General features: G+C 59.6%; 12 protein-coding genes. 7 read left to right on the forward strand and 5 right to left on the reverse strand.

Annotation, left to right across the window (positions count from 1 at the left end; translation table 11 throughout):
- Positions 1-119: 119 nt before the first annotated feature.
- Positions 120-1,010, reverse strand: coding sequence for a methylisocitrate lyase (gene prpB, locus BZL43_RS22340; protein WP_095051927.1), 891 nt, complete (start codon positions 1,008-1,010; stop codon positions 120-122).
- Positions 1,007-1,729, reverse strand: coding sequence for a GntR family transcriptional regulator (locus BZL43_RS22345; RefSeq protein ID WP_095634301.1), 723 nt, complete (start codon positions 1,727-1,729; stop codon positions 1,007-1,009). The genes prpB and BZL43_RS22345 overlap by 4 nt, the downstream gene beginning before the upstream one ends.
- A gap of 298 nt (positions 1,730-2,027) precedes the next feature.
- Between BZL43_RS22345 and BZL43_RS22350 the strand changes: the two genes are divergently transcribed.
- The 4 genes from BZL43_RS22350 (at position 2,028) to pabB (ending at position 6,649) form a co-directional block, all read left to right on the forward strand.
- The gene (locus BZL43_RS22350) at positions 2,028-2,564 is read left to right on the forward strand and encodes an ATP-dependent zinc protease (protein ID WP_095634302.1); all 537 of its coding nucleotides are present in this window, start codon (positions 2,028-2,030) and stop codon (positions 2,562-2,564) included.
- 5 nt (positions 2,565-2,569) lie between these two features.
- Positions 2,570-4,105 (forward strand): inactive transglutaminase family protein, encoded by a 1,536-nt coding sequence (locus tag BZL43_RS22355; protein ID WP_095634303.1) that lies wholly within the window; start codon positions 2,570-2,572, stop codon positions 4,103-4,105.
- Entirely contained in the window at positions 4,105-5,091 is a 987-nt protein-coding gene (locus BZL43_RS22360) for an alpha-L-glutamate ligase-like protein (RefSeq protein ID WP_095634304.1), read from the forward strand. The genes BZL43_RS22355 and BZL43_RS22360 overlap by 1 nt, the downstream gene beginning before the upstream one ends.
- Positions 5,092-5,311: 220 nt before the next feature.
- Positions 5,312-6,649, forward strand: a complete 1,338-nt coding sequence (gene pabB, locus BZL43_RS22365; protein WP_095634305.1) for an aminodeoxychorismate synthase component I — start codon at positions 5,312-5,314, stop codon at positions 6,647-6,649.
- 112 nt (positions 6,650-6,761) lie between these two features.
- Here the strand turns inward: pabB and thrH are convergent, their stop codons facing one another.
- Entirely contained in the window at positions 6,762-7,379 is a 618-nt protein-coding gene (gene thrH, locus BZL43_RS22370; protein WP_008074130.1) for a bifunctional phosphoserine phosphatase/homoserine phosphotransferase ThrH, read from the reverse strand.
- A gap of 174 nt (positions 7,380-7,553) precedes the next feature.
- Between thrH and BZL43_RS22375 the strand changes: the two genes are divergently transcribed.
- Positions 7,554-8,294 carry a phosphoadenylyl-sulfate reductase gene (locus BZL43_RS22375; protein ID WP_095634306.1) on the forward strand — a complete coding sequence of 247 codons (741 nt, stop codon included), beginning with the start codon at positions 7,554-7,556 and terminating at the stop codon, positions 8,292-8,294.
- A gap of 168 nt (positions 8,295-8,462) precedes the next feature.
- Here the strand turns inward: BZL43_RS22375 and BZL43_RS22380 are convergent, their stop codons facing one another.
- On the reverse strand, positions 8,463-9,386 hold the full coding sequence (locus tag BZL43_RS22380) for a LysR family transcriptional regulator (protein WP_095634307.1): 924 nt from the start codon (positions 9,384-9,386) through the stop codon (positions 8,463-8,465).
- Between the two features lie 125 nt (positions 9,387-9,511).
- Here BZL43_RS22380 and BZL43_RS22385 point away from each other — a divergent pair, with 125 nt between their 5' ends.
- Positions 9,512-10,258 carry a 3-oxoacyl-ACP reductase family protein gene (locus tag BZL43_RS22385; RefSeq protein ID WP_095634308.1) on the forward strand — a complete coding sequence of 249 codons (747 nt, stop codon included), beginning with the start codon at positions 9,512-9,514 and terminating at the stop codon, positions 10,256-10,258.
- Between the two features lie 202 nt (positions 10,259-10,460).
- Here the strand turns inward: BZL43_RS22385 and BZL43_RS22390 are convergent, their stop codons facing one another.
- Positions 10,461-11,156 (reverse strand): HAD-IA family hydrolase, encoded by a 696-nt coding sequence (locus BZL43_RS22390; RefSeq protein ID WP_095634309.1) that lies wholly within the window; start codon positions 11,154-11,156, stop codon positions 10,461-10,463.
- Positions 11,157-11,418: 262 nt separating this feature from the next.
- On the opposite strand from BZL43_RS22390, the gene BZL43_RS22395 reads away from it, so the two are divergent.
- Positions 11,419-13,752 (forward strand): DUF6531 domain-containing protein (locus tag BZL43_RS22395; protein WP_143517888.1); only part of this gene is annotated, 2,334 nt, incomplete at its 3' end.

Raw genomic sequence — 13,752 nt, forward strand, 5'->3', positions numbered from 1 at the left:
GAATTTGTCAGGGAAACTTGTGGGAGCGAAGCTTGCTCGCGAAAGCGGTGTCTCAGGCGACATTGATTTTGAATGTCAGTCCGACTTCGCGAGCAAGCTTCGCTCCTACAGGGCTTTCATTACTTCTTCGCCGCAAACAACGCATCGAGCTTCTGCTCGAAGGTGTGGTAATCGATGCGATCGTAAAGCTCCATGCGCGTCTGCATGGTGTCGATCACATTCTGTTGCGTGCCGTCGCGGCGGATCGCGGTGTAGACATTTTCCGCAGCCTTGTTCATCGCCCGGAACGCCGACAGCGGGTACAACACCAGGGACACGTCGGCGGCGGCGAGTTGCTCGGTGGTATACAGCGGTGTCGCGCCAAATTCGGTGATGTTGGCCAGGATCGGCGCTTTCACACGGCTGGCGAACAGTTTGTACATCTCAAGTTCGGTGATCGCTTCCGGGAACACCATGTCGGCACCGGCCTCGATACACGCCGCGGCGCGATCCAGCGCAGATTCAAGACCTTCCACCGCCAGCGCGTCAGTGCGCGCCATGATCACGAAGCTGTCATCGGTGCGGGCATCGACGGCCGCTTTGATGCGGTCGACCATTTCCTGCAGCGAAACGATCTCTTTATTAGGACGATGACCGCAGCGCTTGGCACCGACCTGGTCTTCGATGTGAATCGCCGCCGCGCCGAACTTGATCATCGACTTCACGGTACGGGCAACGTTGAACGCCGAGGAACCGAAACCGGTGTCCACGTCCACCAACAGTGGCAAGTCGCAGACGTCAGTGATGCGCCGCACGTCGGTCAGCACGTCATCCAGACCGGTAATTCCCAGGTCCGGCACGCCGAGGGAGCCGGCAGCCACCCCGCCACCCGACAGGTAGATAGCCTTGAAACCGGCGCGCTTGGCCAGCAGTGCGTGGTTGGCATTGATCGTGCCGACGACTTGCAGCGGATGTTCGCTGGCGACCGCATCGCGGAAACGCTGGCCTGGAGTGCTCTTGTTGGAACTCATGACTCACCTCGTTCAGTGGCTGTCGGGTTAGCGCCGTCCTGATAGTGACGGGCGATATTGCGTTTGGAGGCGCCGATGTGGCGGCGCATCAACAACTCGGCCAATTCACCGTCACGGTCGGCGATGGCATCGAGAATTCGGTGGTGTTCGGCAAACGCCTGGCGCGGCCGATTGGGCGTGGTGGAAAACTGGATGCGGTACATGCGCACCAGCTGATAGAGCTCGCCGCATAGCATCTGGGTCAGGGTGCGGTTGCCGCTGCCCTGAATGATCCGGTAATGAAAGTCGAAATCGCCTTCCTGCTGGTAGTAACCGACACCGGCCTGAAACGCCGCATCGCGCTCATGGGTTTCCAGCACCCGGCGCAGTTCGTCGATTTCTTCGACCGTCATGCGTTCAGCCGCCAGACGGCATGCCATGCCTTCCAGGGATTCGCGAATTTCGTAGAGTTCCAGCAGCTCGGCGTGATTGAGCGATACCACCCGCGCCCCGACGTGCGGCACGCGAACCAGCAGACGCTGGCCCTCCAGACGGTGAATCGCCTCACGCAGCGGCCCGCGGCTAATGCCGTAGGTGCGCGCCAGCTCTGGCTCGGAGATTTTGCTTCCCGGGGCGATCTCGCCCTTGACGATGGCCGCCTGAATGCGTCGGAAGACGTTTTCGGAAAGTGTTTCCGAGTCGTCCTGAACTGTGACCGGGGGATCGAGTTGATCCAGCATATTGTCGACACCTTGAAAACCAATGCCGCAAAAACTAGCGAATATGGCCGATTACGTCAAAGGATAAATTGATATTGTCGACAATCGTCTAATAACCGCTCTGACCATAACGAAGCAGCCTTTGAGGATTACTGCCGTCGGCCAGCGCTGGCGCCATAAAACCACCGTGCTAGAATGCCGCCCGCATTTGCTTGTCATCTGCATTGCCTGTCATAAACAGCAGACAGGCATACGAGGGAGCTTGTGCAGCAATGCCAGGGCCTTGAATTGAAGAACGGACCGCTGCGCACCAGGATTTATGAGACTCAAGCCCTTCACCACATTCCTATGTTTTCTTGGCCTGCCAGCTTTCGCCGCGGCAGGGGAAAAGACTGTGTACGGCCTCAATGAGTACGCTTCGCTGAACGGCATCAATCTGGAAGTGGCCGCCAAACTCGACACCGGGGCGAAAACCGCTTCGTTGAGTGCCCGCGACATCAAACGTTTCAAACGCAATGGCGAATCCTGGGTGCGCTTCTATCTGGCCATCGACGCCGCGCATTCGCACCCGATCGAACGACCGCTGGCACGTGTCAGCAAGATCAAGCGCCGGGCCGGTGACTACGACCCGGAAGAAGGTAAAAAGTACACCGCCCGTCCGGTCATCGAACTGGATATCTGCATGGGTTCGGCTTTACGCAGCATCGAAGTGAACTTGACCGACCGCAGTGCCTTCCAATACCCGCTCCTGATCGGCTCCGAAGCGCTCAAACGCTTCGATGCGCTGGTCGACCCCAGTCTTAAATACGCTGCTGGCAAACCCGCCTGCGCCACCGACGCACATACCGCAGAGTAATTCCAATGCGCTCTCTTACCCTCCATCTGAAACTGCTGATCGCCATCCTGGTGGTGCTGGGCATTTCAGTTACGGCCTATCAGATTTTCGTGCTCGGAATTCCGGTGACCGAAGACGCTACCGACGACTTGTGGAACATCGACACCAAGGTCGAATTCGTCGCCAACGCCAAGGATCCGATCAAGATCCAGATGTTCGTACCACCGCTGAGCCGCGACTACGTGAGCCTCAACGAGAGTTTCATTTCCAATAATTACGGCGTGGCGGTGAACCGTGTCGACGGCAACCGCAAGGTCACCTGGTCGGCGCGTCGGGCCAAGGGCAACCAGACCCTTTATTACCGATTGGTGCTGACCAAGCGCTACAGCGGCGAAAAATCCAAGGTCAAAGGTCCGACTTTCCGCGACAGCATCGCCGTCGAAGGCGCGGAAAAAATTGCCGCCGAGGCCCTGCTCGCGCCGATCCGTCAACACTCGGCCGACGTCGAAACCTTCATCGGCGAAGCCATCAAGCGCGTCAACAATCTCAACGACGACAACGTGAAACTGCTGTTGGGCGGCGATCCGTCCACCGCGAACAAAGCCAAAATTGTCGAACTGGTACTGTCCATCGCCCACGTGCCGATCGAAAAGGTCCACACCATCCGCTTGGTGGCCGATCAACCACAAACGCCGGAACTCTGGTTGCGCAGCTTCAATGGTACCGACTGGCTGTACTTCAACCCGGAAACCGGCGAACAAGGCCTGCCCACCGACCGCTTGCAGTGGTGGACCGGCGATGAAAACCTGATCACCGTCGATGGCGGCAAAAAAGCCAACGTCACCTTCAGCCTGAACAACAGCGAAATGAACGCCATTCGCCTGGCCAAGCTGACCGACGAAAATTCCGACGCCAATTTCCTCGATTACTCGCTGTACGGCCTGCCGCTGCAAACCCAGCAGACGTTCATGATCATGGTGATGATCCCGATCGGCGTGCTGGTGATCCTGATCCTGCGCAACCTGATCGGCATTCAGACACTCGGCACCTTTACCCCGGTACTGATCGCCCTCGCCTTCCGGGAAACCCAACTCGGTTTCGGCATCGTGCTATTTACGATTATCACGACGCTGGGGCTGTCGCTGCGCTCCTATCTTGAACATTTGAAGCTGCAGATGCTGCCAAGGCTATCGGTGGTGCTGACCTTCGTGGTGGTGCTGATCGCGGCAATCAGCCTGTTCAGCCACAAACTGGGCCTGGAACGCGGTTTGTCGGTGGCGCTGTTCCCGATGGTGATTCTGACCATGACCATCGAACGCCTGTCGATCACTTGGGAAGAACGCGGCGGCGGCCATGCCATGAAAGTGGCGATCGGCACCCTGTTCGCCGCCTCTTTGGCGCATTTGATCATGAGCGTGCCTGAGCTGGTGTACTTCGTGTTCACCTTCCCGGCGATCCTGCTGATTCTGGTGGGCTTCATGCTGGCCATGGGTCGCTATCGCGGTTACCGCCTGACCGAACTGGTGCGTTTCAAAGCTTTCCTCAAGAAGGCTGACGCCTGATGTTCGGTCTCTGGAAAACCTGGAAAGCCCTGGAGGCCCGGGGCATCATGGGGATCAATCGGCGCAACGCAGACTACGTGCTCAAGTACAACAAGCGTAGCCTGTACCCGATCGTCGATGACAAGATCATCACCAAGGAACGCGCCATCGCCGCCGGCATCCATGTGCCGGAGCTGTACGGCGTGATCTCCACCGAGAAGGAAATCGACAACCTCAGCGAGATCATCGGCGGGCGCACCGATTTCGTGGTCAAACCAGCCCAAGGTGCCGGCGGTGACGGCATTCTGGTGATCGCCGACCGCTTCGAGGGCCGCTATCGTACGGTGTCGGGCAAGATCATCAGCCATGAGGAAATCGAGCATCAGATTTCCAGCATCCTCACCGGCTTGTACTCGCTCGGCGGTCACCGTGACCGCGCGCTGATCGAATACCGCGTGACCCCGGACCAGATCTTTAAAAGCATCAGCTATGAAGGCGTGCCGGACATTCGCATCATCGTGTTGATGGGCTATCCGGTGATGGCCATGTTGCGCCTGCCGACCCGCCAGTCCGGCGGCAAGGCCAACCTGCACCAGGGTGCCATCGGCGTCGGCGTCGATCTGGCCACCGGCCTGACATTGCGCGGCACCTGGCTGAACAACATCATTAACAAACACCCGGACACCACCAACGCAGTGGACGGCGTGCAACTGCCCTACTGGGACGGTTTCATGAAGCTCGCGGCCGGCTGCTATGAACTGTGCGGCTTGGGTTACATCGGTGTCGACATGGTGCTCGACCAAGAGAAAGGGCCACTGATTCTTGAGCTGAACGCCCGGCCCGGGTTGAACATTCAGATCGCCAACGACTGCGGGTTGACGTTGCGTACTCACGCGGTCGAAGCGCGGCTGGAAGAATTGCAGGCCCGCGGGATAATCGAAACCGTGCAGGAACGCGTGGAGTTCGTCCAGGAAATGTTCGGGCATATTCCTGCGGTCGAGGGCTGACCCCTTACACTGATCGTTCCCATGCTCTGCGTGGGAATGCATCCGTGACGCTCCGCGTCACAGACGGACGCAGAGCGTCCGTGGCGGCATTACCACGCGGAGCGTGGGAACGATCACCTCCCTCGCCACGGATGTATCTCTTGCCGACATCCCCTCTAGGAGCAAATCCCGCAGAGGACTACAATCGCTCCCCCGCCTCGATGGCTGATCTGCCCCGCCCATGCTGACCTGTTCCGTACACCCGCTGCCCTATCGCGCCAATCCCGCCGAATACTTCGCGGCGATTCGTCATGCCCCCGGTGCCGTGCTGCTCGACAGCGGTCGGCCGAGCGCCGAACGTGGGCGCTTTGATCTGCTCAGCGCCTGGCCGCTGGAGCATTTGGCCGTATTACCGGATGAAAGCGGCAGCCATTTCCTGCAACGCCTTCGCGACACGTTGACGCGACTCGGCCAAGCCACTGTTCCTTTCGACCTGCCTTTCGCCGGTGGCCTGATCGGTTATCTGAGCTATGACTTCGGCCGGCATCTGGAAAACCTGCCGAGCCAGGCGCGGGACGACCTGCAATTGCCTGACGCTCGTTTCGGGCTGTACGACTGGGCCCTGATCAGCGATCACCACCTGGCCACCAGCCAACTGGTGTTTCACCCGGCGCTGATCGACAGTGAGCGGCAGCGGCTGCTCGAATTGTTCACCCAACCGGCGGTCGGGCAGATCGCGCCGTTCAAACTGGACAGCCCGATGAGCGCCGATTTGAGCGCCGATGACTATCGACAAGCTTTCGAACGCATTCAGCAGTACATTCAGGCCGGCGACTGCTATCAGGTCAACTTCGCCCAGCGCTTTCGTGCGCAATGCCAGGGCGATCCATGGGCCGCGTACTGCGCGCTGCGGGCGGCGTGCCCGACACCTTTTTCCGGTTTCCAGAGTCTGCCCGACGGCGACGCCGTGCTGAGCCTGTCGCCAGAGCGTTTTGTCAAAGTCAGTGAGCGCCACGTCGAAACCCGTCCGATCAAAGGCACCCGCCCTCGCGGCCTGACTGCAGTTGAAGATGCGGCGAACGCCGCCGAACTGCTGGCCAGCCCCAAGGATCGCGCGGAAAACCTGATGATCGTCGATTTGCTGCGCAACGACCTCGGCCGAACCTGCCGCATCGGCTCGGTACGGGTACCGGAGCTGTTCAGTCTGGAAAGCTATCCGAACGTGCATCACCTGGTGAGCAGCGTGACCGGCGAGCTGGCGGATGACAAGGATGCGCTGGATTTGATCGCTGGCAGCTTCCCCGGCGGCTCGATTACCGGCGCGCCGAAGATTCGGGCGATGCAGATCATCGATGAGCTGGAACCGACCCGTCGTGGGTTGTATTGCGGTTCATTGCTGTACCTGGACGTGCGCGGGGAGATGGACAGCTCCATCGCCATTCGCAGTTTGCTGGTCAAGGATGGGCAAGTGTGCTGCTGGGGTGGCGGCGGAATCGTCGCGGATTCGGACTGGCAGGCGGAATATCAGGAATCGATAACCAAGGTGAAGGTGCTGCTCGATACTTTGCGAGGCCTTTAAAAGCTTCGCGGGCAAGCCTCGCTCCTACAGGATTTGTGCCGTTCACATTCCCGGCGAACGACACAAATCCTGTAGGAGCGAGGCTTGCCCGCGAAGACGTCCTCGAAAACGACTACAAACTCAAGGCCCGATTCGAAGCCTTGATGAACTCTTGCTTCAACTCCGCAAAGCTGTGCACCGCCGGGAATTGCGGAAACTCGCGAATCACATTGTCCGGTGCATGGAACAGAATCCCCGCATCCGCCTCGCCCAGCATCGTCGTATCGTTGTAGGAATCTCCTGCCGCAATCACCCGGTAATAGAGGCTCTTGAACGCCAATACCGACTGACGCTTGGGGTCTTTCTGACGCAACTGATAGCCGGTGACCCGACCCGCATCGTCGGTAATCAGACGATGGCAAAGCAAGGTCGGGAAGCCCAGTTGACGCATCAGTGGCTGGGAGAATTCGTAAAAGGTGTCCGACAGAATCACCACCTGGAAACGCTCACGCAGCCAGTCGACGAATTCGCTGGCGCCCTCCAGAGGCTTTAGCGTGGCGATCACTTCCTGAATGTCGGAAAGCTTCAGGCCATGTTCGTCAAGAATCCGCAAGCGCTGCTTCATCAACACGTCGTAGTCGGGAATGTCCCGGGTGGTGGCCCTGAGAGAGTCAATCCCGGTTTTTTCGGCGAAGGCGATCCAGATTTCCGGGACCAGCACACCTTCAAGATCCAGACAGGCAATTTCCACAAGACACTCCCATTTTGTACTGTTTATTGAGTCGAGCGAGCAAAAGGCCTGCCGAACTCTAGCGACTCGCCCTTCTCTGTGCAATGCAGAGGGCACACCAGCCGCCGCAGGATTTTGTTACCATCGGCGGCATATAGAGCGCCCAGCGCCACCGACCTGTAGGAAGCCGCCCTGATGAGCCCATCGTTCGATGTCGTGGAACTCGCCACGACCTATGCCAACAAATCCGCACAGGACATCCTGAAACTCGCGTTCGCCGAGTTCGGCGATGACCTGTGGATATCTTTCAGCGGCGCCGAGGATGTGGTGCTGGTGGACATGGCCTGGAAGCTGAACAAGAACGTCAAGGTGTTCAGCCTCGACACCGGTCGTTTGCACCCCGAAACCTACCGCTTCATCGAGCAGGTGCGCGAGCACTACCAGATCGATATCGAAGTGGTATCGCCGGACTCCACCAAGCTCGAACCTTTCGTGAAGGAAAAAGGCTTGTTCAGTTTCTACAAGGACGGTCACGGCGAGTGCTGCGGCATCCGCAAGATCGAGCCGTTGCGTCGCAAACTCTCGGGTGTGAGCGCTTGGGCCACCGGCCAGCGTCGGGACCAGAGCCCGGGCACCCGCAGCGCGGTCGCGGTGCTGGAAATCGATACCGCGTTCTCCACCCCGGAACGCACGCTGTATAAATTCAACCCGCTGGCGCAAATGACCAGCGAAGAGATCTGGGGCTACATCCGCATGCTGGAGCTGCCGTACAACAGCCTGCATGAGCGCGGGTTCATCAGTATTGGTTGCGAGCCTTGCACCCGTCCGGTATTGCCGAACCAGCATGAACGCGAAGGTCGTTGGTGGTGGGAAGAAGCCACGCAGAAAGAATGCGGACTGCATGCCGGGAACATCATCAGCAAATCCAAGGCTTAAAAATCACAGTCTTAAACCGCGTTATCGTTCATCGCGGGCAAGCCTCGCTCCCACAGGTTTTGTGTCGTTCTGTGGGAAGGCTTGCCTGCGATGGCCACCCACAGGTTTGTATCGTTCTGTGGGAGCGTGGCTTGCCCGCGATGGCCACGCCTCGGTCCCAAGCCAGGCTCAAAGCGCACTGAACCGCCGCCCCAACTCCTGCTCCGAAAACTGTTCAATGACGAAATCGACAAACGCCCGGGTTTTGCCCGGCAGCAGTTTGTGTTCGGCGTAATAAATGGAAATGTTGCCGTCATCGACGTACCAGTCAGGCAGCACCCGCTGCAACGTACCCGCCTCCAGATAGCCCACGGCAAACGGCATGCTCACCAGCGCAATGCCCAACCCCTGAGCCGCCGTGGCGCAGGCGGCTTCCGAATCGCTCATGGTCATCCGCGCCTTGAGCGTCAGCGGGCTGTGTTGCCGGGTGCGACTGGTCAACTGCCAGGAACGCACGCGCCCCGTCTGGGGCGAGCGTATCAAGATGCCGTCGTGATGTTTGAGGTCGTCGGGCTCGATGATCGCCTCGTGCCCCGCCAGGTAGTGGGCTGAAGCCACCAACACCCGATGGGCCGGCGTCAACTTGCGCGCCACTACGCCTTGGGGCAGCTCGAATCCGCCTCCAATCGCCGCATCGAAACCCTGGCCGATCAGGTCGACCTGGCGGTTATCGAAATGCCAGTCCGGGTTGATCGCCGGAAATCGCCGCAGAAACTCGCCCAGCAACGGCACGATGTACAAACGCCCGAACACTGTGCCCATGCTGACTTTCAATGTGCCGGCGGGACGTCCTTCGGCGCTGGCCAGGTTGGCCACGGCATTCTGGATCGTGTGCAGGCTGGCGCTGACTTCGCCCAGAAACAGCTGACCGGCCTCAGTCAGCGTCAGGCTGCGCGTGCTGCGCTGGAACAGCCGCACACCCAGTCGCGCCTCCAGCTTGGCAACGCTCTTGCCCACCGCCGCCGGCGTCAGGCTCAAGCGCCGCGCTGCTTCGGCGAAGCTGCCAACCTCGGCGCTACGCACGAAGCATTCGATACTGCTGAAGGTTTCCATAGGCGCCACTATAAACTTCTGGTTTACACAGACTATAGCAATGACGGTCTATCCGGCGGGGAATGCGAAGCCGATACTCGACTCCGACAACAAGGCAACCCGCCTTGAATTTTCTGGAGATCGACATGACCACTCAACACCTCAGCGGTAAAGTAGCTCTGATTCAAGGCGGTTCACGCGGCATCGGTGCTGCCATCGTCAAACGCCTGGCCGCCGAAGGCGCTTGCGTGGCCTTCACTTACGTAAGCTCCACCGCAAAAGCCGAGGAATTGCAAAACAGCATTACCACCGCAGGCGGCAAAGCCCTGGCCATCAAGGCTGACAGCGCCGATGCCGTCGCGATCCGCAATGCCGTTAATGCCACCGTCGAAGCCTTCGGTCGCCTGGACATCCTGGTCAACAACGCAGGCGTCCTGGCCGTCGCACCGCTGGAAGACTTCACACTCGAAGATTTCGACCAGACCTTGGCAATCAATGTGCGCAGTGTGTTCATCGCCACTCAGGAAGCGGCCAAACACATGACCGAAGGCGGTCGCATCATCAATATCGGCAGCACCAATGCCGAGCGCATGCCCTTCGCCGGTGGAGGCCCGTACGCCATGAGCAAATCGGCGCTGGTCGGCCTGACCAAAGGCCTGGCCCGCGACCTCGGTCCGCGGGGTATCACCATCAACAACGTGCAACCGGGCCCGGTCGACACCGACATGAACCCTGCCAACGGCGACTTCGCTGAAAGCCTGATCCCGCTGATGGCCGTGGGTCGTTACGGCAAAGTGGAAGAAATCGCCAGCTTCGTCGCTTATCTTGTCGGCCCCGAAGCCGGGTACATCACCGGTGCCAGCCTGACCATCGACGGTGGTTTCGGCGCCTGATACAGGTCACTGCGTAAGCGGATTGATAGAGTGAGGGGGGGCTTTTGTGGTGAGGGGCTTTTGTGGTGAGGGGCTTTATGTGGCGAGGGGGCTTGCCCCCGTTCGACTGCGCAGCAGTCGTAAACCAGTCACCGGGGGGCTTCGCGCCCCAACGGGGGCAAGCCCCCTCGCCACAAAAGGCCGCTCCCCCATCAGACAGGCATTAAGCCCACTCAAGCGCCGGCAAACCACATGCACTGGGCTTGAACGCCTTCAACGTACGAAGAATGCCATCGGCATGTGCGTACTTTTCGTCGGCCATCGCCGCATCCGGAATCGCAATCGCCGTCATCCCCGCCGCTTTCGCCGCCGTGACACCGAACGGCGAATCCTCGAACACCAGGCAATCTCCGGGCGCAACACCCAAACGCCGCGCCGCGGTCAGGAAGATATCCGGCGCCGGTTTGGCGGCACCCACTTCCGGGTCATCCGCAGTGACGATGAAGTCGAACAGCGCGAACCAGTCGCGGTGCAAGGTGGTTTTCTGGCCAAACGACTGGCGCGAAGAACTGGTGCCCACCGCGATAGGAATGTTGTTGGCCTTCAAGTGCCGAACCAGCTCTTCTGCACCGGGCATCGCCAGCGCCGTCGGAAAACGCTCGCGCATTAAGGGCTCACGGATCACCAGGAACTCCTCGGCAGTGATCGGCAAGTCCAGCGCCTGGACCACATAGCGCGCCAGATCATAGGCGCCACGACCGATGATGTTCTGCTTGACGCGCCAGTCGAAGGTCCGGCCGTAACGCCCGGCAATGATCGACGTGACCTCGGTGTAAATGCCCTCGGTGTCCAGCAACAAGCCGTCCATGTCGAAAATCACGGCCTTGATCGGGCCGAACTCATCCAAGGGTGCATTCATCGCATCTGATCCGATTTCTCACGACATCCCAAGAACGGCCTAGGCACGCCGGGATCGTGATGGATTAAAGGGTTCAGCAGCATAGCGAGCACGGTTGGCGGAGAGCAACGGACAATGCCTGGCGGATACAAAAAACTGTGTCGGGACGCCCGCGATGATTTAGCGATTTCCCCTACACCAAACACCACCTTTCCCGACTTCTTTTCTCGTTGATCCCCCGCAAAGTCTTGCGCTCCAGATTAATCAGCGCGAGGGACTGCGAATGTTCGAACCTGACAAGGTCCTGGCCTTGAACAATGCCATTGGCCTGCTCGTGGTCACTGCCATGGACCCCGAACAGCCGGACGTCGAAGCGTTGCTCGGTGACTTTCGACTCTGCCTCAACGACTACGAGGCCTGGGCGGAAAACTTCTGGACCGTTGGGGCACTGGATGTCGAACAGGTGTTCAAGGTCGGCAACGAAGTCCGGCTCAGCGCCCCGAAGGATTCCACTACCCCTGTCAGTTCAACGCTCGCCATGTGCCCTGCCAGCGGTCCGTTGACCCTGGTGCACCTGTTTGAAGCCGCACGTTTCGTGCCGATCGGCGATACGCCGGTGATGCTCGAACCGGTTATCTCGCAGCGTAAGGGGGAACTGACGTTCGGTGAGCCCGTCCACGAAATCATCGGCCCCAGCGGCATCCTCGAAATCCCCGACTGCTGGCGTGGCCAGCGTTATCGCATCACCTTCTTTCCCAACGTTGGCGCTGATCACGTCAAAGCGCTCTATGCCTCCTATCAAGGCGTGATCGGCGAGCTGGAAGGCTGGTTGCGCAATGAATGGTCGAATGAATTCGAGCCTTTATGGGCAGGTTTCTCCGAGGCAACCTTCACTCAGCGCTACGGCCTGCTGCAACAGGCCGACTGGCGCGGCCTCGAGCGTGCGCTGCAGGGTTTGTGGGATGACGTGAAGCAGGTCTACGCCCTGGTGGCAGATCTGCAAGCCAATAGCGAAAAACTCCTTGAATACCTGACCGAAGGCGAGCTTGAGACGCTGCTCGATGCCTCGTCTGAAGCCATCGCCAATGTGTTGCTGATGTTGAGCGATGAGCCATTGATGTTCATCCATCTCGCCGCCTTCATCAGCTGGATGAAGATGTTACCGCCGCAGCACATCGCTGAAGTCGTGGCGCACATTCGTACAGAATTATTGATCAGTTTCCTGCTGGTGCGTCTCACCGGCCCTACGGGCCTGAAGCTCGGCATGAGCGCCAAAGTACTGGACAAGATCAAGTCCCGGCAGGCGCGACAGTGGTTGGCGGCGGCCAGTTTGCGACTGGCCGAACTAACGGCCAAATCTGACCTGACAGCCCACGCTGGCGCGCTCAAACCGCTCGTGGTCAGCGCGCGAAATGCACCGCTGAAACCTGCACCAACCGTTCCGCTACAGATCAGTGCCGGCGACTCGCCGGTTATGCAGGTGAACAATCCAGTCGCCATCGCTCGCGACAAATCCAACGCCATGACCCGGCTGGGGCGTCACGAACCTCACGACGATGCACCGAGTCAGGCGAAAACCCCTAACGGCGACAGCACCGATTGCGCGGCACTGACCTGCACCAACGGCTGCCCGGTGTCGATGGTCACCGGTGAAGAGCTGCTAACCCTCACCGACGGTTCGTTGGACGGCATCCTGTCGTTCGACTTCACCCGGCTCTACCGCACCAGCGCGGCGCAAGTCGATTGCGGGCTGGGCTTTGGCTGGAGCCATTCGCTCGCCCATCGGCTGGAAATCGAGGGTGATCAGGTCGTCTGGATCGACCACGAGAACCGCCGCACCACCTTTCCGCTGCCAAACCGCGAACGCCCGGCGATTCACAACAGCCTGTCACGCGCGGCGATTTACCTTGGGAATGAGTCGGAAGAATTGATTCTTGCGTTGGCCGGCGAGACGAGCCGGTTCTATCACTTTCAAGAGGGTCGCTTGACGGCGATCAGCGACGCCTACAACAACCGACTCCACATCACTCGCGACCGTCAGCAGCGCATCCAGCGCCTCGATAACGGCGCCGGTCGTTCCCTGCTGTTGTGCTACGAGCGCAGGCACCTCGTCGCCATCGAATATCAGTCGTTTCATCCCACCGATGCTGGAGGTGAAGCCTGGCGTACAGAGCAGACGCTGATTTTCTATCGCTACGACGCCCGCCAACGCTTGATCGAAACGACCAACGCCGCCGGTGAAAGCGAGCGTTACGATTACGACGACCAGCACGTGATTCTGCAGCGGCAACTGGCCGGTGGGGCGAGTTTTTTCTGGGAGTGGGAACGGTCCGGCAAGGCCGCGCGCTGTATCCGCCATTGGGCGTCGTTTTCGCAGATGGACACGCGTTACGTCTGGGACGACGAGGGCCGCGTCACCGTCCAGAACCTCGATGGCAGCGAAGAGGTTTACGTCCACGACGACCGTGCGCGGCTGGTGCGCAAGGTTGAGTTGGACGGTGGCGAACACCTCAAGGCTTATGACGATCAGGGCCGCTTGGTGGCCGAACAGGATCCGCTCGGCGCCGTCACCGAATACCGCTACGACGAAGTCGGACGGCTGGTGGCGCTGATTCCA

This window comes from Pseudomonas sp. PICF141, from assembly GCF_002286815.1.
Lineage (GTDB): Bacteria > Pseudomonadota > Gammaproteobacteria > Pseudomonadales > Pseudomonadaceae > Aquipseudomonas.

Coding starts and splice junctions, on each gene's coding strand:
- BZL43_RS22380 (WP_095634307.1), bottom strand. CDS start 9,386: ATGGAAACCTTCAGCAGTATCGAATGCTTCGTGCGTAGCGCCGAGGTT.
- BZL43_RS22390 (WP_095634309.1), bottom strand. CDS start 11,156: ATGAATGCACCCTTGGATGAGTTCGGCCCGATCAAGGCCGTGATTTTC.
- BZL43_RS22375 (WP_095634306.1), top strand. CDS start 7,554: ATGAGCCCATCGTTCGATGTCGTGGAACTCGCCACGACCTATGCCAAC.
- BZL43_RS22355 (WP_095634303.1), top strand. CDS start 2,570: ATGCGCTCTCTTACCCTCCATCTGAAACTGCTGATCGCCATCCTGGTG.
- BZL43_RS22345 (WP_095634301.1), bottom strand. CDS start 1,729: ATGCTGGATCAACTCGATCCCCCGGTCACAGTTCAGGACGACTCGGAA.
- pabB (WP_095634305.1), top strand. CDS start 5,312: ATGCTGACCTGTTCCGTACACCCGCTGCCCTATCGCGCCAATCCCGCC.
- BZL43_RS22350 (WP_095634302.1), top strand. CDS start 2,028: ATGAGACTCAAGCCCTTCACCACATTCCTATGTTTTCTTGGCCTGCCA.
- BZL43_RS22360 (WP_095634304.1), top strand. CDS start 4,105: ATGTTCGGTCTCTGGAAAACCTGGAAAGCCCTGGAGGCCCGGGGCATC.
- prpB (WP_095051927.1), bottom strand. CDS start 1,010: ATGAGTTCCAACAAGAGCACTCCAGGCCAGCGTTTCCGCGATGCGGTC.
- BZL43_RS22385 (WP_095634308.1), top strand. CDS start 9,512: ATGACCACTCAACACCTCAGCGGTAAAGTAGCTCTGATTCAAGGCGGT.